Here is a 21,518-nt window from a genome sequence, read left to right as displayed (position 1 = left end):
AATTAATAAAGATGGCACTATTGCATATAATGATTTTTTAATTTTCGTTTACTTTATCTAAATTTTCTAACAATGACATAGTCATTTGAAAAAAGCTATGCTATACTTTAATGCAATATTATAGTAAATCATTTCTTTTATGATAGATAAAAAAATAGCAGTTTAATTGAGAGTGGGAGGATTTATTCGTATGAAGCAAGTGTTATTGTACGATACTACTTTGCGAGATGGAACACAAGGTGAAGGGGTTAGTTTATCAGTTGGTGATAAGCTAAAGATTGCCAAGAAGTTAGATGAGCTTGGTGTTCATTATATAGAAGGTGGTTGGCCTGGAAGTAACCCAAAGGATATGAATTTCTTTGCATTAGCAAAAGATCTACAACTAAAAAATGCAAAAATTACTGCATTTGGTAGCACCTGTCGAATTGGGATCAAACCTGAGGATGATCAAAACCTACAGAGAATACTAGAAAGTGGAGTAAAGGCAGTTGCTATCTTTGGTAAGACATGGGATTTTCAAGTAACTGATGCACTACAGACAACATTAGAAGAAAACTTGCGCATGATTTTTGATTCTGTTAAGTATTTGAAGGGACAGGGGCTTGAAGTAATCTTTGATGCAGAGCATTTCTTTGATGGGTATAAGAGTAATCGTGACTATGCGTTGCAAACAATTAAAAAGGCCGAAGAAGCAGGTGCTGTTTGTGTAGCTTTATGTGATACAAATGGAGGCTCATTACCACATGAAGTTGCTGAAATTGTGAAGGATGTCGTTGCAAACGTATCAATTCAAGTTGGTATACACTGTCATAATGATGGAGAGGTAGCAGTTGCTAATACATTAGCTGCAGTTCAATCTGGTGCTTGTCATGTTCAAGGAACAATTAATGGATACGGAGAACGCTGTGGAAATGTAAATTTAATTTCGGTTATTCCTAATCTTCAATTAAAAATGAATTACTCCTGTATATCAGAAGAGAGTATTCGCAATTTAACATCAATTTCTAAATATGTGCATGAAATTGCGAACCAAGTAGCTCCTAGTAATCAACCATTTGTTGGAAAAAGTGCATTTGCTCATAAAGGAGGCATGCATGTAAGTGCTGTGCTTAAGTCTCCTGAAACATATGAACACATTGCACCAGAATTAATTGGTAATCAACGCCGTGTACTTGTATCAGAGTTATCAGGTCAAAGTAATTTATTATTTAAAGCAAAAGAATGGAATTTAGATGTAGATAAGTCCAATCCTGTATCTAAGAAAATTATAGAAAAAATCAAAGAGATGGAGCATCATGGCTACCAATATGAAGCTGCTGAAGCATCCTTTGAATTGTTAGTAAAAAGAGGGTTGGGTGAACAGAAAGATTATTTCAAGTTAGATCATTTTAAAATCCTAATTGAAAAAAATCGTTCTGAGTCTTTTACTACGGAAGCAGTTGTGAAAATCTGTGTTAACGATCAGATGGTCCTAACAGCAGCAGAAGGAAATGGTCCTGTTAATGCACTAGATCATGCTTTACGTAAAGCTTTAATCGAGTTTTTCCCAGTTATTGAAAAAATGTATCTATCAGATTATAAGGTGCGTGTCCTTGATGAAGCTGACGCAACTGCTTCGAAGGTACGAGTATTAGTGGAGTCATCAGATGGGAAAGAAAAGTGGAGTACGATTGGTGTATCTGGCAACATAATTGAAGCAAGTTGGTATGCACTGATTGATAGTGTCCGTTACTACTTAATGAAACATGAGGATGAGATTGATGTTGTGATTCAGCAGAAACCTAAGGCTGAATTAGGTGTAAGCAATCATTAATTTGTTGTTGATCGAAAAAAGTAAAACTGGTAAAATTGAAATTATCTAAATATATTGACAAAAGGAGAGTTTTTAGATGAGTAAAGTTGAGCTAAGCAGAGTAGAGGCAGAAGAAAAAGGATATTTTGGTGAATTTGGAGGTAGTTTTATTCCTCCTCAGCTAAAGGAAGTGCTTGAACAATTAGATGAGGCATTCTTAAAATACAAAGATGACCCAGAATTCATCAAAGAATACGACTATTACATGAAGGAATATGTAGGTCGTGAAAATCCACTAACATTTGCTGAGAGATTAACGAAAAACCTTGGTGGAGCTAAAATTTATCTAAAACGTGAAGATTTAAATCATACAGGGGCTCATAAGATTAATAATGTAATTGGGCAAATCCTTCTAGCAAAAAAGATGGGTGCACACCGTATTATCGCTGAAACGGGTGCCGGCCAACATGGTGTAGCAACAGCAACAGCCTGTGCTATGCTAGGTATGGAATGTATCATTTATATGGGGGCAGAAGATACTCGTCGCCAGGAGTTAAATGTATTCCGTATGGAGCTATTAGGTGCTACAGTGATCCCCGTTCATAAAGGGCAAGGTCGACTTAAGGATGCGGTAGATGCAGCGTTATATGATCTAATAGAAAACTATGAAAATACATTTTATCTCTTAGGGTCAGCTGTAGGACCACATCCATTCCCTACGATGGTTCATCATTTTCAATCGATTATAAGTAAGGAATCTAAGAGACAGATTCTTGAAAAAGAAGGTAGATTACCAACGATGGTTGTAGCATGTTGTGGTGGAGGAAGTAATGCGATAGGTTCGTTTTCTGAATACATTTCTGAAAACGAAGTTCGGTTAGTTGGTATTGAACCTGAGGAAGCTGCAAGTTTAACAAAGGGGACACCTGGAGTCATCCATGGTTTTAAATGTCTTTGTCTGCAGGATGAAGAAGGGAATCCATTACCAACCCATTCAATTTCTGCTGGATTAGATTACCCAGGTATTGGTCCAGAGCATAGTCATTTGAAAGTATCGGGTCGTGCGGAATATTATACAGTTTCAAAGGCAGAAGTACTTGATGCCTTTCAACAATTAGCTCGTACAGAAGGTATTATTCCCGCATTAGAAAGTGCTCATGCTGTGGCTTATGCAACCAAAGTAGCTCCACAAATGAAAGAAGACGACATTATTATCGTCAATATTTCTGGTCGTGGAGACAAGGATGTTAATGAAGCAAAGTTATTACTAGAAAAACAAGAATAGTATTATTCTAAAACATGGTGCTCTTTTGACGAGTCACCATGTTTTTTGTTGCGGAAACATTTTAAAATAGGTAATCAGTTCTCCACATACTGAGAGCACTGTGAAAAACTTTTTCACAGTGCTCTCGACGTTGGTCAGTAGTTGATTTTATCTAAAACTAGGAAATACATAAGGTTGCTCTGGTTCATCAATCATTTCAAACTCGCGTAAATGAATGAGAGGGATAGCAAATTCATTGTATTCAGTTTGGTCTAATGTTCCTGAAACGCGAATCCACGTATCATTTTCAAACATATTGGCATCTTCTGTTTCGATCATTGTCCCGTAAACTGATGCATCAGCTACACAACAAGTCATAGCAAAGCGAGCGACAACTAGCTGATTATCTTCAAATTCCGGTTCCCTGTAAACAAATCCTAACATTTCAATTTCTCTTCCAATGAATTCTTCAAGGTGGATGTCTAGCATTGTCATAATGTCTAAATAGTTTTCGTCATCTATTATTAATCGGTCAACGTTACTTAGTTCTTCTGCCAACTCTTTATAGTACGTGTTGAATCCCTCTTCTGTATAGAAATCTTCCACAGAAAAATGATTTTCTACATCATCACCCTCAAGTCCATCAAAATACGCATCAGGATCTTCTAAAAATGCCTCAGCTCTAGATGTAGACCCTTCACCACTAGCAGGAGCTACTGGTTTAGTCAATAGTCCTCCACCATATTGAATACCTCGATTGGCAGCGACTGAGCTATCTAGCACTCTATCAGGTAAGACAAAGCCCATAACAATAGGTATAACAAAAATAGAGTAGATGATTAACTTAGTAATACGTGAGCCCCCCATCGAATGGTCTGCACCACAATCACAATCCATTTCTTCCTCTTGACCTTTCTTCGTACTACGAATAATTTGGATGACACCTAGTACGATAAAAGTACCGGTAGCAAAGTAGATAAAGGGCATCATTTTAGGGGCGATATAAAATCGAATATTCCCTGTTACGATGAAAGCTACTAATAATAAGGCAAAACCAATTAAAATGATGCCACGAATATAAGCATGAAAGCCTAAATCTTGATTATTATTATTCATAAAGATAACTCACCTCTTTACAGAATGAAGAATTGCAACAGCATGACTGCGATATACACAGTAACAGTAACAACTCCGATAAAGATTAAAACAAAACGGACCTTAAATAGAGCTAGTAACATAATAGTATTCTTTAAGTCTATCATTGGACCGTATACTAGAAATGCAATTAATGAGCCTGTTGTAAAAGTACTTCCGAATGAAGAGGCTACAAAGGCATCGGCTTCGGAGCATAATGATAAAATAAAAGCAAAAGCCATCATGACAGCAGTAGATGTCCATTCATTTGAACCGATAGCTAATAAAATTTGACGGTCAAGGAATGTTTGAAACATGGCAGCAATTAACGCACCAGCAATTAAGAATTTCCCCATAAAGAAAAATTCATCAACAGCATGATAAGCAGTTTGCTTTAAACGATTCATCTTTTTTGTTGGTGTAACAATTTGTACTGGTTGATATCCCTTAAGTTCCTCAGTTGTCCATTTTAGCTGGTCACTATTTTTGAAAATTAAATAAAGTATTCCACCTATAATTATTGCTAAAATGAAAGCTAGTCCCATTCTTGAATAAAGCACCGTTAAGTCTGTTCTAAAGGCATAGAATGTTGATGCTGCTACAACTGGGTTTAATATTGGAGCAGCCACTAAAAATACAACACCTACGTGTAATGGCATCCCTTTTTTTATCAGTCGCCTTACGATTGGAACAATCGCACATTCACAAATCGGAAAGATTGCTCCAAGAATAGCAGCTGGAACAAGGGCAGCATACGCATTTTTAGGAAGATATCTCCTAATTGTATCTTCTGAAACATAAATTTGAATTAAAGCGGATACGAACACTCCAAGTAATATAAATGGGAAGGCTTCAATAATAATACTTAGAAAGATTGTATTTACAGTAAACCAAGAATTAGGGATATTGTCGATAAAGCTAGTCCCATTTTTAAAAGTTTCTATATTGAAGAATAGAATGAGAAAGAATGCGAGCAACAGTACGCCGGTAAAATCTTTCGCTATAGATGTAAGCATTTCTTTTAATCTCATATCGCTATGTTTACCTCTTTCATAAAAGTTATTGAGCTACCTAGTATTTTAACACATATTTTTATAGATGAAACATAGATATTAAAAGTTAAATCAGAATGATTCTCATTTGTGTTCTTTGTTGTATTTCTGATAAGATGTAAGTAATTTAAAAGTAGTTTAAGATAAACTATCACGTTGGGGGAAGTTAAATGAGCATTAGTAAAATTCCTGTTTATTTGATCACTGGTTTTTTAGGTAGTGGAAAAACAACGGTTCTTACTGATATTGTAAAGTATTATAAACAAAAAGGATTAAACGCTGGGGTTGTGTTGAACGAGCTAGGAGAGGTCAATGTAGAGAAAGATTTATTTCAAGATGATGCTCCAATGATTGAACTATTAAATGGTTGTATTTGTTGCACAATACAAGATGACTTAACAAACGAGCTAGATCAATTCATTCAAATGTACAAAAGAGATAACAATCAATTAGACGTGTTATTAATAGAGGGAACAGGTGTGGCAAATCCGGCAGAAGTAATTGAGGCTTTGACACATCCACAGTTAATCAATGATGTAGAAATAAAATCAGTAATTAGTTTAATTGATGCGAGTAGGTTCCTTGAGTATCAAAGTATTTTCTCAAGCTCAAAGGATATACGTACAGTACTTAAGCAACAGGTAACAAATAGTACACTAACAATACTTAATAAAGTAGATTTAGTTGACCAGAACAAATTAAAAAAGGTAAAAAAGAAAATCACAGAAATATCTAATAGTGCAGAATTGGTTGAAGCATCCTATGGTAAAGCTGGAATAGATGTTCTGTTAAAAGAGCGAATGAAAACGACTTCTATGCACTTGAAAGAAGAGTACAAACATTCATGTTGTGATGGGCCTGAACATGAGCAACATGAAGGGTGCAGTCATAAACATGAACACGACCATCCACATTTATTTCAAGCAATAAAGTTTGACGGCATTTCAGTAATTGACAGAATAATGCTAGAAAAGTGGTTAAAGCAATTACCAGACACTGTTGTGAGGGCCAAGGGGATTGTACAACTAACTGAAACACCAAGACCGTTTCAATTTCAATACGCATCGGGGCAACTTCACCTCTCGAAAATACAACAAGATAAAAAAATTGACCCTTGCATTATCATTATCGGTCATGGACTAGAAGTAGAGAAGCTCAGAGAATCGTTTGAAGAAAGTGTCAATAACTAATTGCAAAAGAAAGGCGAGGATGTTAATTAACATCCTCGCCTTTCTTTTGAGTAAATTACACATCAATAACTGTTGTTGGGTCAATAAATAGATAGACTAAAATCGCAACAGCAAAACAATAGATTGCAAAGTAGATAAGCTTACTCTTTTTCAAGAATTCAATTAACCAAACAATTCCTAACCAAGAGAAGATAAATGTAGAAATAAATGCAACAATCAATGCTGGAGCTCCGATAGATGAAAACATTCCTGACCCTAATTCATCAAATGCTAGTACAGTAGATCCTAATATAACGGGAATAGATAATAAGAATGAGTATCTTACAGCCGTTTCTTTATTCAAACCTAATAATAGTGACACAACTAGGGTTGAACCTGAGCGTGAAATACCAGGGAATACAGCTAATGTCTGACCAAGACCGACGATTACCGAGTCAACAAATGTCATATCTTTATCAGTACGAGAGCCGTATCTGTGGAATCGTTCAATAAAAATAAGAGCAAATCCAGTTACTGTTAGAGCTATTGATATGAAAATAGGTGTCTTCATTGTATCTCCAACAAAATCACTTAATATCATACCTAAAACACCAGTAATCATTGTTGCCACTACAATATAAATGGCAAAAAAGAAATGAACTTTATTTTCCTTTGAACGTTCTTTAAAAAATGCAAAAAAACCTGTAACTACCGCAACAATATCTTTGCGAAAATAAATCATAACTGCTAGGATTGAAGCAATATGTAAATAGATTTCAAAAGCTAGCCCAGGAAACGTATATCCAAAAACCATTTGTGTAATAACAATATGTGCTGTACTAGATACCGGTAAAAATTCAGTTATTCCCTGAACAATACCGAAGATTAATGCTTCAATAACTGACATAACATACTCCTTTCGATAAATAAGCTCATACGCTAATTCATTCTAGCAAAACTTATTAGATTAATAAAGAACTGATTTTTCTTCTAAATGTGTCAATCTAAGCAACATCATTGTATTACAGAATTAAACACAGGTATAATTTAAGGTAATTATGAATGGTAAAATCAAGTGAACTCGCAAATTTAGACGAAGAATTAGAAAATTAAGAATTACAAAGTGATATTGTCGATAAGGTAAATTATCTTTTCAAGTTCTTTTAATTCATAACTAATATTATATTCGTAATTTAAACTGTTGGAGGTTTATATGAGCAAGAGTAGATTTATAAGTGCGATAGTATTATTAATCGCTGGAGCATTGGTTGCTTTCCTAGTTATAACAAATGAGCCTCAATATCAAGTAGGGGCAGAGCAAGGGATGATAGCACCTGATTTTATTCTTCCTGTTTGGGGAACAGACGAGGAAGCTTCATTAGAGGATTTTCATGGAGATATTATAGTAATGAACCTTTGGGCTTCGTGGTGTCCACCATGTATTAAAGAAATGCCCGATTTGATGAAACTTTATGATGACTATCAAGATAAAGGTGTTACAGTACTGGGTGTTAATATGAATAAATATGAACGAACAAAAACAGCTATGGATGAATTTATGATTGATTTGAATGTTACGATTCCTACTGTAATTGATGTAGATGGGGAAGTTGCTGATGATTATCAGATATCTGCCCTTCCGACGACGTATATTATTGATAGAGAAGGTGTGATTCAGCAAGTAATTCGTGGGGAAGTTAACTATGAAGGACTAGAGTCGATTTTATTACAGATGCTAGACTAAGAGTGGGTGAGGGGTGTCCTTTACTTGCTCTTTTTTTATTTGCTTGATTTCTACATGAGTAACTTCCTTTTGTAGTTATTATTTCTAGATGATTCGGTGATAATGGATGAAGTAACAATCAAAGGTCGGTAGCCTAAAGAATATAGCACATACTAAGTATACTAATTTGTTAAAAAGGTGAATATGGATGTAGTTGAACGTCATCTCTATTCTGGAGGGACTTTATGTATAAGGAGCTTGTTGTAGAAGTAAAAAAGATTCTCTTTGAGGATGATAATATACAATTATTAGAAACATCTGACGGAGCAAAAAAGGCAATGCTCTACAAAGCAATTCAAAAAAGAACTGATGATGGCAAAAGAGTAATTGTTAATCATACGGCAGTACATTTGGCGTTAGGTACGGGGGGCTGGGATATTGTAAAAGCTAGTCTTGATTCAGCGCCTTATGAACGTGAAGAAGTTGGTCATATAATAAAGGCAAGGTATTTACCAAGTCAACATAGTGTCTTGTCAGTAGAAGCTCAAGAAAGCCCCGACCATCAAATTTTTAAAAAGGAATGCAAGCTTGATGGAAAAAAGATTTTACTTGGTGAGCTTCATAGCATGATTCCTATTGTCTATTCAACAGTTAAAGTTATAGATCCAACCAAGAAAATAACCGTAATTATTAGTGATCAGGCAGCAATTCCACTAGCAATTAGTGAGCATATTCGTCAGTTAAAGCAAGATAAGCTTTTTGACACGATTACAATCGGGCAAGCATTTGGTGGAGATTACGAGGCTGTAAATTTGCAAACGGCATTACAATTCGCTGTAGAAAAACTAAATAGCGATCTGATAATTATATCGTTAGGACCAGGTGTTGTTGGAACTGGAACAAAGTATGGATTTAGTGGCACAGTACTTGCAGATTGGGCAAATATTGTAGGAGCTTTAGGTGGAATACCTGTTTGGATTCCACGAATTTCTTTTAAGGACGAAAGAGAACGCCATATTGGGATAAGTCATCATACATTATTACCATTAAAGGATTTTACGTATCCAAAGAGTATTCTGCCATTACCTTTTTTAAAGGAAGAATGGCGTGTACATTTAGAAGAACAGAGTAATTTAGTGAATAATAAACACAACATTATTTGGAAAAGGATAGATGATTCTTTTCTACGGAAATGGGAACAATTTGTAAAAGAGTACCCGATTACGATTAAAACGATGGGCAGAGATTATTTTGATGACCCTGCTTTTTTTTATGGAGTCTTCGTAGCTACTATCTTTTATTTAGAAGCAGGTTGATACATTTTAGTTTCATTATGGTTTGTCCATTCTTTGATCGTTTCATAGGTCGTCATATATTTTTTTAATGCAGCCTTTATTTCCCATGCTTTTCCTGCGAACGTAATCCCATTTTCTTTCACATAAATTTTCATTGTTGTTTCCCCCTCAAAATTTTTTAAGAAGTATTTTGTAGTGAATCGAAATACTTCTTACAGTCTTTTGAAATAATTCTATCTTTTGGACATGCTATGATAGACTATATGTAAGATAAAAATGATTAGTACTGGAGGATAAAAAATGTCAGATTCATTATTTGAAAAAACGATTTCATCAGAAACAGTTTATAAAGGACGTATCATTGACCTGAAAATTGATGAAGTTGAACTTCCTAATGGAAAAACTAGCAAACGTGAGCTTATTAATCATCCCGGTGCAGTAGCAATTATTGCCTTAACCCCTGAAGGGAAGCTTCTTCTGATTCGTCAATTTCGAAAGCCTCTCGAAAAGGTAATCGTTGAAATTCCTGCTGGTAAACTTGAGGCAAATGAAGACCCTGCTGATTGTGCAAAACGAGAGTTAGAAGAAGAAACTGGCTTTACAACAGCTGAATTAGAACATGTTACTTCATTTTATACATCACCTGGATTTGCAGATGAAATTGTTCATTTGTATTTTACTGATAAACTTCTACCTGGTAAGCAAGAAACAGACGATGATGAGTTTGTAGAAGTGATAGAAGCAACACTTGCCCAAGCTGAAGAAATGATTCAGTCCAAAGAGATATACGATGCTAAAACAGCTTATGCAATTCAATATTTAAAATTGAGAAGTTTTAAATAAAATTAAAATGAGTTCAATGAAAGATTATTACGTTGATTTGCATATCCATATAGGTAGAACTGAAACAAATCGACCTGTGAAAATAACAGCAGCTAAATCATTGACATTAAAAGCAGTATTAGACTTTGCATGTAATGTGAAAGGATTAGATTGCATCGGTATAATTGACTGTCATGTACCAGAAGTCATTTCTGAACTTGAAGCTCTTCTAAATGATAGCGCAACTGAGCATGAATTGGGTGGCATTCATTATAATGGTCTAACCCTGTTCTTAGGTTCAGAACTTGAAGTATATGATGAAACTTGCAAAGGTCCTATTCATGTATTAGTCTACTTTCCCTATCTAGAACAACTAAAACATTTTAGTCAGTGGCTAAAGGATCGAATGAAAAACATTTCATTAAGTTCACAACGGATTTATGAAAAGGGGATTGTATTACAGAAGAAGGTTAAAGAACTTAATGGTCTCTTTATTCCTGCTCACGTGTTTACCCCGCATAAGAGTTTATATGGTAAAGGTGTGGAAACTAGTTTATCAGAAGTATTTGATCCGGATATGATTGATGCAATTGAGCTAGGCTTAAGTTCTGATACAAATATGGTGCAAAACATAGAAGAGTTGAAGCGAGTTCCATTTCTATCTAATTCAGATGCACATTCCCTTGAAAAAATTGCTCGTGAGTATCAGATTATTCGTATGAGGGAACCGGTTTTTTCGGAATTAAGAAAAGCATTACTCCTTCAGGATAATAGAGGAGTGGTAGCAAACTACGGACTTGACCCTAGACTAGGGAAATATTATTTTACTAGTTGTGAGGCGTGTTTTACTCCTGTATATGAAGAGAGTAATAAACATGATTTTCTTTGTTCGATTTGTGGATATAAAAGATATACGATGGGAGTTTTACAACGAATCGGTCAATTAACTAGTGAGAAAGTAGATAATAATAGACCTCCATACCATCATCAAATACCATTAGAATATATTCCAAAGTTAGGACCTAAAACTCTGGAGAAATTAAGAAACAAATTTGGAACAGATATGAGTATAATTCATGATGCAACATTGGAAGAGTTAGAAAAAGTATGTACAAAGGAAGTTGCTAAACGAATTATAAAAGCTAGAAACGGCGAACTACACATTCAATTTGGAGGTGCTGGTCGCTACGGAAAGGTCGAGGTGGAATAACCATCCTCGACCTTTTTTCAAATGTAAATGTATATTCAAGGTGATAATTCCTAGTTAACTAACACATTCCTTCTTATTATGAAGTCTATCAATCTAGTAAAATGTAATAGTAGTAGAGAGAAGATCCATTATTTAAGCACCCTTATTTTTAATTTTATCTTCAGGTCATAGATTTCATGTTGGACTCATAGAGTTAAGTAAGAGCGTTAGGGAGGGTGCAGATAATGAAAAGGAATGGAATAGGACAGGCAATTGCTATTCATATTGAAGAGAATCGGCCTATCTATCTTTTTACGATTGTATTATTTTTAATGGGTATCGTTTTTGGGGCAATTGTCGTTAATAGTTTGAGCTTAGCGCAAAGAAACGATTTATATATGTATTTGAATCAGTTTTTCGGACAAGTGTCAGAAGGTCATTTTGCACAGGCGTCAGCAATGTTTAGTGCTAGTTTCGCCCATTATGCTAAGTATGTTGGCTTAATGTGGATATTAGGACTTTCAATTATTGGTTTACCTGTTATATTAATTCTTTTATTTCTTAAGGGAGTTGTAGTTGGCTTTACTGTTGGATTTCTTGTCAATCAAATGGGAATGACAGGATTTCTACTTTCGTTCGTTTCAGTCATGCCACAGAATTTTCTACTTGTTCCAGCATTTATTATCACTGCTACAGCAGCGGTTGCCTTTTCTCTTAAAATGATTCGTAACCAGTTTATTAAAAGAAATAATGAACCAGTGTTTCCTCAATTCTTACGGTATTCTATGTTGATTTTGTGTGTTGGGGCAGTTCTTGCGATAGCTTCAGCTTTTGAAGCGTATGTCTCTCCAGTATTAATGAGAATTGTAATAAGTTCAATGGGGTAATTATTATTAAATAGTATTAATTATAATTTTGTTGCGATAATGACTATCATTTGACACCCTTATTTGAAATGAATATAATATAAAGGAAATAAGGGGAGGGGCAATAACAGATGGAGAAACGAATAGAACGCATAAAGAAGCAATTGCATTCGCAAAGCTACAAGTTAACCCCACAACGTGAGGCAACCGTACGAGTTCTACTAGAACATGAGGAAGATCATTTGAGTGCGGAAGACGTCTATTTACTAGTTAAAGAGAAGGCGCCAGAAATAGGCTTGGCTACTGTTTATCGTACATTAGAGCTTTTAAATGAATTAAAAGTCGTTGATAAAATAAATTTTGGTGATGGTGTATCTAGGTATGACCTACGTCAAGAAGGGGCAGCTCACTTTCATCATCATTTAGTTTGTATTGACTGTGGTGCAGTTGACGAAATCCAAGACGACTTACTTGGGGATGTTGAAGAAATTGTTGAAAGAGACTTTAATTTTAAGATAAAAGACCATAGACTAACTTTCCATGGGATTTGCCACCGCTGTATCGATAACCATAAAGAGGATGAAGAACAACAACAATAACCTTTCAGATGAGAGGTTTTTTCTTTTTGTGAGAATTAAAATTTGCAAGTAGAACACACAGTCTATAATCCAACTTGATATTTCTTCACTAATAATTGCACTTTCCTAGTATATTCTAGTCACTTTTTGGCATACATTTTAAAAAGGACTAGCTTTTTACTTAGGAGGTTATGATATGGGCTCATTATTTGAGTTTGTATGGAATACATGTAAAGTGTTTATATTATTTATGGGATGCACACTTATGTTCTATTATGGTATTCTATGGATTAGTGAGGAATATGAAAGCTATCACCGTTACGATGAGCCGCAAGGGCGAGCAGTCAAGGTATTTCAGATGGAAGAAACAGAGTCAACTTGGGTTGACCGTTTAATGCTTTTCTATCATTTCGGTGAGTAACTATCATTCTCAACTTTTATGTAGGAGGGAACTCTTTTGGAGAATCATATACAAGATTTCCTTCATTATACTAGTGTTGAAAAAGGTCGTTCTCAAAATACAATCCAATCGTATCGTCGAGATTTAACACAATATGAACAATACATTAAGAATGTAGAGCAATTACAAACTGTAAATCAAATTGAACGGTCAACGATTATGAATTATTTATACTTTATTAAAGATAAAGGGCGAGCTGATACAACAATTGCACGGACGATATCCTCGATACGAGCATTTCATCAATTTTTACAAAGAGAAAGGGTTACTGAGAAAGACCCTTCATTACATATCGAATCACCAAAAGCAGTAAAGAAAATTCCAAAAGTATTGACTATGAAAGAAGTAGAAGCGCTATTAGACTCGGCAGATGGAAATACTTCTTTTGATATTCGCAATAAAGCTATGTTAGAAATATTATATGCAACTGGTATTCGTGTTTCTGAACTTTGTTCTTTGCAGCTGGAGGATATGCACTTGAATATGGGTTTTATTCGCTGCGATGGGAATGGGAAAAAGGAAAGAATCATTCCTATTGGTAACATCGCAAATCAGATTGTTCTTCAGTACATAAACGAAGCAAGACCAGAGCTTCTAAAGAAAAAGAACCATAATATTTTATTTGTTAATCACCACGGAAATCCATTATCAAGACAAGGGTTCTGGAAAGTTTTAAAAAAATTATCGATAAAAGCTAATATCGAGAAAGAATTAACCCCCCATACTCTTAGACATTCCTTTGCTACACATTTATTAGAAAATGGGGCAGACTTACGAGCAGTTCAGGAAATGTTAGGACATGCGGATATTTCAACGACACAAATTTATACTCATGTAACAAAGGCAAGGCTAAAAGATGTGTATTCTAGTTTCCATCCGAGAGCGTGATATAAAAGGCAATTATGAATGATGAATTATTAGTCATTAATTTGAAAGAGCAAAGAAGTAGTGAGTGATGATTAATTTAAAACATAGAATTAAATAAATGCCGCGGGTGAATATATTCAACCGCGGTAATTTGCAATTCGAAACCCATAATTCATAACTGAATTTCCGGGTATAGTAATAATAACAAACAACAGTAGGGGGATTTTTATGTCTGACTATAGATTTAACCGTATATTCTTAATTGTATTAGATTCTGTAGGTATTGGAGAAGCGCCTGATGCTGCTGATTTTAACGATGTAGGATCTGATACGTTAGGACATATCGCAGAAAAAATGAATGGACTGAAGATGCCAAATATGGCGAAACTTGGTCTAAGTCATATTCGCGAAATTAAAGGAATAGAGAAAGTAGAGGCACCAATCGCTCATTTTGGAAAGATGGAAGAGGCTTCAAATGGAAAAGACACAATGACAGGTCACTGGGAGATTATGGGTTTACATATTAAGGAGCCTTTTCGAACATTTCCTGATGGGTTCCCGGATGGACTAATAAAAGAGTTAGAAGAATTCTCTGGTCGAAAAATTATTGGAAATAAAGTTGCATCTGGCACTGAAATTCTAGATGAGTTAGGTAAGGAGCATATGGATACTGGTGCTTTGATTGTCTATACGTCAGCAGACTCAGTCCTTCAAATAGCAGCACATGAAGAAATAGTCCCACTGGATGAACTATATAAGATTTGTAAAAAAGCAAGGGAGTTAACTCTTGCTCCAGAATATATGGTTGGTAGAATTATTGCTAGACCATTTTTAGGTATCCAAGGGGAATGGATGAGAACGGCGAATCGCCACGATTATGCGTTAAAACCTTTTGGTAGAACGGTAATGAATGAGTTGAAAGACGGTGGATTAGACTCAATTGCTCTGGGGAAAATTTCTGATATATACGATGGGGAAGGAATAACAGAAGCAATCCGTACAATTTCTAACGATGATGGTATGGATAAAATCATAAATTCTTTCGAAAAAGATTTTACAGGCTTAAGCTTTTTAAATTTAGTCGACTTTGACGCTAAATTTGGGCATAGACGTGATCCGATTGGATACGGTCAAGCTTTAGAAGAATATGACAGTCGTTTAAAAGAAGTCTTAGACAGGTTACGAGATAAGGACTTACTAATTATAACTGCGGATCATGGAAATGACCCAACGCATCCAGGTACAGATCACACAAGAGAGTATGTACCACTGCTAGTCCATTACAAAGGACAAAATGAAGCGAAAGATTTAGGGGTTAGAACGTCATTTGCAGATATTGGTGCAACAATTGCTGATAACTTCAAAGTTAATGTGCCAAAGCATGGAAAGAGTTTTTTGAAGGATATTTAAGTGAAAGCAAAAATAGTAATACAGCTTTTCTTCAGAAGGGTGTGATAGGAATGCGAATGGTTGATTTAATTGAAAAGAAACGTGATGGACTTGCGCTATCTAATGAAGAAATTAAATTTATTATAAAAGGGTATACGGATGAAGAAATTCCAGACTATCAAATGTCAGCATTAGCAATGGCAATTTTCTTTAAAGGAATGACTACAGAAGAACGTTCTTTTTTAACAATGGCAATGGTTGAATCAGGTGATCAAATTGATTTGTCTGCGATTAGTGGGATAAAGGTTGATAAGCATTCTACAGGTGGAGTTGGTGATACAACAACCATCGTTTTAGCTCCTTTAGTCGCTGCAGCGGGTGTGCCAGTTGCAAAGATGTCTGGTCGGGGGCTTGGACATACCGGTGGAACAATTGATAAGCTTGAATCAGTTGCTGGCTTAACTGTTGAACTTGAAAATGAACGATTTATTGACCTTGTAAATCAAAATAAAGTAGCTGTTATTGGACAAAGTGCCAATTTGACACCTGCAGATAAAAAACTCTATGGTCTACGTGACGTTACTGCGACCGTCAATTCGATACCACTCATAGCTAGTTCGATTATGAGTAAAAAGATTGCCTCTGGTGCGGATGCGATTGTATTAGATGTAAAAACTGGTTCAGGAGCATTTATGAAAGAAATTGACCAATCTCGTGAGCTTGCAGAAGCAATGGTGGAAATCGGCAATCACCTAGGTAGAAAAACAATGGCCGTAATTTCTGATATGAACCAGCCCCTTGGAAAAGCGGTTGGGAATGCTCTTGAAATAAAAGAGGCGATAGATACGTTGAATGGAAATGGTCCTGAGGATTTATTAGAGTTATGTTTAACGTTAGGCAGCCATATGGTGTATCTAGCTGAAAAGGCTTCTTCAGTTGAAGAGGCTAGAAAGAAGCTAGAGAAGCTAATTTCATCAGGAAAAGCGTTAGATACACTCCGTACATTTTTAGCATCACAGGGTGGGGATCCAACGATTGTTGATAATCCAACAAAGTTACCGAAAGCGATGTATCAGATTGAAGTGAAATCACCTACAGATGGGTATGTCTCATCTATTGTTGCAGATAAAATTGGCATAGGTGCGATGATGCTTGGAGCAGGGAGAGTAACAAAAGATTCGACAATTGACCTAGCAGTGGGTATTATGCTCGAAAAGAAAATTGGAGATAAAGTACAAGAAAACGAAACGATAGCAACCATTCATAGTAATACGGAACACGTTCAAAATGTCGTTGAAATCATTTTAAATTCCTATTCATTTACAAAGGATGCTACGGTTAAACCAACACTTATATATGACGAAATTAAATAAAGGAATGAGCGGGGCCACTGTAATCTTTTAAGTCATACTAGGAGTGCTTTCTCCTATTATGACGCATAGTGAGTGAAGCCATTACCACAATAGAATAGGCCAGGATGTTTCAAAATAATAAGAGTCAAGGAGAGTAAGGATTCCTTGACTCTTATTTTGTTTTGGTTGTAGTAGCTTCAACATATTACTGAGTGAACATATTTGGTAAAAATTACTTTTAAATGAAAAATCATGTATAGAAAATCTAGAATTGGAAAGAACAATATAATAAAAAAACAATGGAGGTCGTTTGCGATATGAGGAAATTATGGGCTAGTCTGTTTACGCTAATGTTTATTTTCACACTTGTTGTACCAACAGTAGGAGCAACAGAAGGGGTCCAATTAGCTCCAGATGCTTCATCGGCTATATTAATGGAGAGAGATACTGGTACGATTCTATTTGAAAAAAATAGTGATGAACCACTTCCTCCAGCTAGTATGACGAAGATTATGACGATGCTTTTAATTATGGAAGCTATCGATAATGAACAGCTTAAATGGGATGACAAAGTAAGAACGAGTGAACGAGCTGCATCTATGGGGGGTTCACAAGTATTTCTTGAGCCAGGTGAAGAAATGACAGTATCCGATATGTTAAAAGCGATAGCTGTTGCTTCTGGTAATGATGCGTCTGTTGCAATGGCAGAGCATATTGCAGGATCCGAGGAAGAATTTGTTCGTATGATGAATGAAAAGGCAGAGGAATTAGGGGCAACTAATACGAATTTCCTAAATTCAAACGGATTACCGGCTGAAAATCATTATACAACAGCGAAAGATTTGGCACTTATCTCAAAAGAATTATTGAAATATGAAGAAATTACAAAATTCACAGGAATCTATGAAGATTATCTTCGTCAAGGTACTGAAGATGAGTTTTGGTTAGTAAATACAAACAAGCTAGTCCGTTTTTACCCAGGTGTTGATGGATTGAAAACAGGGTTTACAAGTGAAGCAAAATACTGCTTAACTGCGACAGCAGCAAAAAATGATATGAGAGTTATTAGTGTTATTATGGGCGCACCAACACCGAAAAAGAGAAATAGCCAAATAACTGAAATGCTTGATTATGCTTTCAGTCAATATATGACTCATAGTTTATATGAGCGTCATCAAGAAATTGCTGAAGTAAAAGTAAGCAAAGGTGAGAAAAAAATAGTTGCCGCTGTTACGAGCGAGCCTGTCTCAATTTTAACTAAAAAGGGCCAAAAAATAGATGATGCTACAAAAAAAGTTGAACTGAAAGAAGATTTGAAAGCACCAATTAAAAAAGGTGAGCCTATTGGTTCTTTAGTGATTGAAAAAGAAGGAAAAGTTTTATCAGAAACTACGTTAGTCGCTAGTGAAGATGTGGAAGCTGCAACTTGGTGGCAACTATTTAAACGAACGTTTGGTAAGGTAGCAGGGAACTAATGTAATTATTAATTATGATTGATGAATTATTAATTTCAAAATCTAAATATTTATGTTTGCGAATTTAGACTAGTTTTCGCAAAAAAGCACTAGTTTTGTCAGCGAGCAGGACTGACCCCTCTGTTTATCGAAACTCTCTCATACAGGAAAATAAAGGGCGTCTTCTTCTTGGCGCCGAAACAAACATAGAGGGAGTGAAGATTGGTGAGTTTATCGGTTCATCTTGAATGTAAAGGTTCCGTTCTCCTAGTTCGTTTGGAAGGAGAATTGGACCACCATACAGCTGAAAACTTAAGAACACAAGTTGAGAGACAGTTTGAACAAAACGAATTAAAACATATTGTATTAAATTTAGAACAATTATCTTTTATGGATAGTTCAGGGCTTGGTGTTATTTTAGGTCGTTATAAACAAGTGAAAAATATTGGTGGAGAAATGGTTGTTTGTGCAATCTCTCCGACGGTAAAGCGATTGTTTGAGATGTCTGGGTTATTTAAGATTGTCAGACTCGAGGAAAGTGAACAATTTGCTTTAGAAACGTTGGGGGTGGCGTAATATGAAAAACGCAATGGAAATGAAATTTTCTGCTTTAAGTCAAAATGAATCTTTTGCGAGAGTAACTGTAGGTGCATTTGTTGCTCAACTTGACCCGACGATGGATGAGCTAACAGAAATTAAAACAGTTGTTTCTGAAGCAGTAACAAATGCAATTATTCACGGTTATTATAACCAACAAGACGGTATGGTGTATATTTCAGTTAGTTTAGATAATGGAATCGTAGAATTAACAATTAAAGACGAAGGTGTAGGAATTAATGACTTGGACGAAGCTAGACAGCCATTGTACACAACGAAACCAGAATTAGAGCGTTCAGGAATGGGCTTTACGATCATGGAAAATTTCATGGACGAAATTAAAGTCATTTCGGAGCCTTTAATGGGGACGACTGTCTATTTGAAAAAGCATCTATCAAAAAGTAAAGCAATGTGCAATTAAGGGAGTTCTGCTTATGGATGTGGAGGTAAAAGGTAAGAAAAGTGATGCCTATCTAAAAGATGACGAAGTAAAGAAATTAATCGAAAAAAGTCAAGCTGGTGACCAAGATGCGAGAGATTTAATTGTTAATAAAAATACACGGTTAGTTTGGAGTGTTGTTCAACGCTTCTTAAACCGTGGGTATGAGCCAGATGACTTATTTCAAATTGGTTGTATTGGCTTAATTAAGTCGGTTGATAAATTTGATTTATCATATGATGTTAAGTTTTCCACCTATGCAGTACCAATGATTATTGGTGAGATTCAGCGTTTCCTTCGAGATGATGGAACAGTGAAAGTAAGTAGGTCCATTAAAGAATTAGGAAACAAAATACGTAAGGTGAAGGACGATCTTTCAAAAAAATTTGGACGTGTTCCTACCGTAAATGAAATTGCAGAGCAATTAGAAATCACGCCAGAGGAAGTGGTCTTTGCTGGTGAGGCAAGTCGTTCTCTATCATCTATACATGAAACAGTGTACGAGAATGATGGTGACCCAATCACACTCTTAGACCAAATTGCTGATAACTCGGAAAGCAAATGGTTTGATAAAATTGCCTTAAAAGAAGCAATCCGTCATCTAGAAGAACGAGAACGATTAATAGTCTATCTACGGTATTACCAAGACCAAACCCAATCAGAAGTAGCATCCAGACTCGGCATCTCGCAAGTCCAAGTTTCACGCCTCGAAAAGAAAATATTGGAACAAATTAAAGAGCAAATGGGCGACTTATAGTTGCACGTTTGCTTTTTTTTTTTTTAGCAAACGTAATTGTTAATGGTTAATTAAGAGAGCTAAAATATTTTGGGAATTTAGGGATGAAAGAAAGCTTTAAAAAATTAGAAATTAACAATTACACATTAACAATTGATTTTCCCCCTTTCTTTCAGAATGAAAATCCACTATTTAACCATACTAAACCTAACTAGAAAATATAGAGGAATATGGTATTCAAATTCGCCATTAGCCATTCTCCATTATTTTATAAAACGTTTCTTGCAATTGGGGGGAGCTTGTTGAATGAATAAAACCGTGTACCTTCGCATGAGGCATCGAGTTCAAGTTGTACCTAATCAACGAGTGACTATTGGGGATGTTGCACAGGTCATTACAGATAAAGACTTACGAGATTTTATCGTTCGTTTACCGATTCATCAAGTTACAGTGGAAGATAAAAATTTTGTAGTCATTGATGTAATGAAGCTTATTCGTATTATTCAGAGAGAAAGACAAGGGACAGAAGTACAATCTATAGGTCCACCACAAGCAATCTTACAAGTCATATTTAAGAAAAAGAAAATTGCACTCGTTTATTTTCTCCTCATATGGTTTTTGTTATTTGTAGGGGCAGGTTTAGCGATTATGAATTTTCATGAAGATGTGAGTATGCAAGAGGTTCATCAAAAAATTCATATGGCAATCACAGGTGAAGAAAACCCTAAACCACTGCTATTTCAAATACCGTATTCAATAGGATTAGGTCTCGGTATGATTTTGTTCTTTAATCATATATTTCGTAAACGATTGAATGAAGAACCAAGCCCTCTTGAAGTTGAAATGTTCAATTATGAACAAAACCTAGACCAATACATTATTTCTCATGAAAATAGTGAAAGTGAAACCAAGTTACATGGTGATTAAATCGTTTTTAATCATGTTTGTTGGACTTTCTGGAGGGCTCGCAGTTGGAGCTGGGTTTGTGGCGTTTCTAACAGTATTAGGAATTGTGCCAAGACTTACACAATTATCAAAAACAAGTAAGTTCATTCATTACTATGAAGCAGCGATAATTATCGGCGCATTAATAGGAGCGTGGGTAAGTTTACAAGATTCTATTTTATATTTATGGAGAGTTCTACTTATCCCAACTGGTCTTGCTTCCGGGATGTTTATAGGGTTACTTGCAGCCGCGCTGACAGAAGTACTAAACGTATTTCCAATTCTTGCAAAGCGAATAGGTGTAGCTGAGAAAATAATTTATTTATTAATGGCGATAGTTCTAGGGAAAATATGTGGGTCTTTATTTCACTGGATTTATTTCGTTGATATGTAAA

Annotated in this window: 23 protein-coding genes; 19 read left to right on the top strand and 4 right to left on the bottom strand. The window is 35.5% G+C overall.

What is annotated here, in order from left to right; translation table 11 throughout:
* The first annotated feature begins 190 nt into the window (after window positions 1-190).
* Window positions 191-1,813 (top strand): citramalate synthase, encoded by a 1,623-nt coding sequence (gene cimA / locus CD003_RS10500; protein ID WP_096201071.1) that lies wholly within the window; start codon window positions 191-193, stop codon window positions 1,811-1,813.
* 76 nt (window positions 1,814-1,889) lie between these two features.
* On the top strand, window positions 1,890-3,077 hold the full coding sequence (trpB, locus tag CD003_RS10495; RefSeq protein WP_096201070.1) for a tryptophan synthase subunit beta: 1,188 nt from the start codon (window positions 1,890-1,892) through the stop codon (window positions 3,075-3,077).
* A 147-nt stretch (window positions 3,078-3,224) separates the two neighbouring features.
* On the opposite strand, the gene CD003_RS10490 is transcribed toward trpB, so the two are convergent.
* Both CD003_RS10490 and CD003_RS10485 read right to left on the bottom strand, forming a co-directional pair.
* On the bottom strand, window positions 3,225-4,172 hold the full coding sequence (locus tag CD003_RS10490) for a TIGR03943 family putative permease subunit (protein ID WP_096201069.1): 948 nt from the start codon (window positions 4,170-4,172) through the stop codon (window positions 3,225-3,227).
* A 17-nt stretch (window positions 4,173-4,189) separates the two neighbouring features.
* Complete coding sequence (locus CD003_RS10485) at window positions 4,190-5,221, bottom strand: permease (protein WP_096201068.1); 1,032 nt, start codon at window positions 5,219-5,221, stop codon at window positions 4,190-4,192.
* Window positions 5,222-5,412: 191 nt separating this feature from the next.
* Between CD003_RS10485 and CD003_RS10480 the strand changes: the two genes are divergently transcribed.
* Window positions 5,413-6,432, top strand: a complete 1,020-nt coding sequence (locus tag CD003_RS10480) for a CobW family GTP-binding protein (RefSeq protein ID WP_096201067.1) — start codon at window positions 5,413-5,415, stop codon at window positions 6,430-6,432.
* Between the two features lie 55 nt (window positions 6,433-6,487).
* Here CD003_RS10480 and uppP read toward each other — a convergent pair whose 3' ends face one another.
* Window positions 6,488-7,318, bottom strand: coding sequence for an undecaprenyl-diphosphatase UppP (gene uppP, locus CD003_RS10475; protein WP_096201066.1), 831 nt, complete (start codon window positions 7,316-7,318; stop codon window positions 6,488-6,490).
* Window positions 7,319-7,624: 306 nt separating this feature from the next.
* Between uppP and CD003_RS10470 the strand changes: the two genes are divergently transcribed.
* Together CD003_RS10470 and CD003_RS10465 are read left to right on the top strand one after the other, a co-directional pair.
* The gene (locus CD003_RS10470; RefSeq protein ID WP_096201065.1) at window positions 7,625-8,155 is read left to right on the top strand and encodes a TlpA disulfide reductase family protein; all 531 of its coding nucleotides are present in this window, start codon (window positions 7,625-7,627) and stop codon (window positions 8,153-8,155) included.
* 224 nt (window positions 8,156-8,379) lie between these two features.
* On the top strand, window positions 8,380-9,450 hold the full coding sequence (locus CD003_RS10465) for a DUF3866 family protein (RefSeq protein WP_096201064.1): 1,071 nt from the start codon (window positions 8,380-8,382) through the stop codon (window positions 9,448-9,450).
* Here the strand turns inward: CD003_RS10465 and mciZ are convergent.
* A complete protein-coding gene (mciZ, locus tag CD003_RS10460) occupies window positions 9,432-9,584 on the bottom strand; it encodes a Z-ring formation inhibitor MciZ (RefSeq protein WP_096201063.1) in 153 nt (50 codons plus the stop codon). The genes CD003_RS10465 and mciZ overlap by 19 nt on opposite strands.
* A 145-nt stretch (window positions 9,585-9,729) precedes the next feature.
* On the opposite strand from mciZ, the gene CD003_RS10455 reads away from it, so the two are divergent.
* The 14 genes from CD003_RS10455 (at window position 9,730) to CD003_RS10390 (ending at window position 21,517) form a co-directional block, all read left to right on the top strand.
* Window positions 9,730-10,272: an NUDIX domain-containing protein gene (locus tag CD003_RS10455; RefSeq protein ID WP_096201062.1), complete on the top strand. Its 543-nt coding sequence runs from the start codon at window positions 9,730-9,732 to the stop codon at window positions 10,270-10,272.
* A gap of 16 nt (window positions 10,273-10,288) precedes the next feature.
* On the top strand, window positions 10,289-11,461 hold the full coding sequence (locus CD003_RS10450; protein ID WP_096202326.1) for an endonuclease Q family protein: 1,173 nt from the start codon (window positions 10,289-10,291) through the stop codon (window positions 11,459-11,461).
* Between the two features lie 224 nt (window positions 11,462-11,685).
* Window positions 11,686-12,327, top strand: a complete 642-nt coding sequence (gene spoIIM, locus CD003_RS10445; RefSeq protein WP_179295517.1) for a stage II sporulation protein M — start codon at window positions 11,686-11,688, stop codon at window positions 12,325-12,327.
* Between the two features lie 110 nt (window positions 12,328-12,437).
* The gene (gene fur / locus CD003_RS10440; RefSeq protein WP_096201061.1) at window positions 12,438-12,905 is read left to right on the top strand and encodes a ferric iron uptake transcriptional regulator; all 468 of its coding nucleotides are present in this window, start codon (window positions 12,438-12,440) and stop codon (window positions 12,903-12,905) included.
* A 175-nt stretch (window positions 12,906-13,080) separates the two neighbouring features.
* Entirely contained in the window at window positions 13,081-13,305 is a 225-nt protein-coding gene (locus tag CD003_RS10435; RefSeq protein ID WP_096201060.1) for a YqzK family protein, read from the top strand.
* Between the two features lie 36 nt (window positions 13,306-13,341).
* The gene (xerD, locus tag CD003_RS10430; RefSeq protein ID WP_096201059.1) at window positions 13,342-14,232 is read left to right on the top strand and encodes a site-specific tyrosine recombinase XerD; all 891 of its coding nucleotides are present in this window, start codon (window positions 13,342-13,344) and stop codon (window positions 14,230-14,232) included.
* Window positions 14,233-14,439: 207 nt separating this feature from the next.
* A complete protein-coding gene (gene deoB / locus CD003_RS10425; protein WP_096201058.1) occupies window positions 14,440-15,621 on the top strand; it encodes a phosphopentomutase in 1,182 nt (393 codons plus the stop codon).
* 50 nt (window positions 15,622-15,671) lie between these two features.
* Entirely contained in the window at window positions 15,672-16,973 is a 1,302-nt protein-coding gene (locus tag CD003_RS10420; protein ID WP_096201057.1) for a pyrimidine-nucleoside phosphorylase, read from the top strand.
* Between the two features lie 296 nt (window positions 16,974-17,269).
* Complete coding sequence (locus tag CD003_RS10415) at window positions 17,270-18,427, top strand: D-alanyl-D-alanine carboxypeptidase family protein (RefSeq protein ID WP_179295516.1); 1,158 nt, start codon at window positions 17,270-17,272, stop codon at window positions 18,425-18,427.
* A 204-nt stretch (window positions 18,428-18,631) separates the two neighbouring features.
* The gene (spoIIAA, locus tag CD003_RS10410; protein WP_096201055.1) at window positions 18,632-18,982 is read left to right on the top strand and encodes an anti-sigma F factor antagonist; all 351 of its coding nucleotides are present in this window, start codon (window positions 18,632-18,634) and stop codon (window positions 18,980-18,982) included.
* 1 nt (window position 18,983) lies between these two features.
* The gene (gene spoIIAB / locus CD003_RS10405; RefSeq protein ID WP_096201054.1) at window positions 18,984-19,424 is read left to right on the top strand and encodes an anti-sigma F factor; all 441 of its coding nucleotides are present in this window, start codon (window positions 18,984-18,986) and stop codon (window positions 19,422-19,424) included.
* 13 nt (window positions 19,425-19,437) lie between these two features.
* On the top strand, window positions 19,438-20,199 hold the full coding sequence (gene sigF, locus CD003_RS10400) for an RNA polymerase sporulation sigma factor SigF (protein WP_096201053.1): 762 nt from the start codon (window positions 19,438-19,440) through the stop codon (window positions 20,197-20,199).
* Between the two features lie 285 nt (window positions 20,200-20,484).
* Window positions 20,485-21,105, top strand: a complete 621-nt coding sequence (locus CD003_RS10395) for a stage V sporulation protein AA (protein WP_096201052.1) — start codon at window positions 20,485-20,487, stop codon at window positions 21,103-21,105.
* Window positions 21,095-21,517, top strand: a complete 423-nt coding sequence (locus tag CD003_RS10390) for a stage V sporulation protein AB (RefSeq protein ID WP_096201051.1) — start codon at window positions 21,095-21,097, stop codon at window positions 21,515-21,517. Before CD003_RS10395 ends, CD003_RS10390 begins: the two co-directional genes overlap by 11 nt.
* Window position 21,518 lies beyond the last annotated feature (1 nt).

Origin of the sequence: Bacillus sp. FJAT-45350, assembly GCF_002335805.1 — a bacterium.
Classification (GTDB): Bacteria; Bacillota; Bacilli; order Bacillales; family NISU01; genus FJAT-45350.
This window is presented reverse-complemented; position numbering and strand designations above follow the sequence as displayed.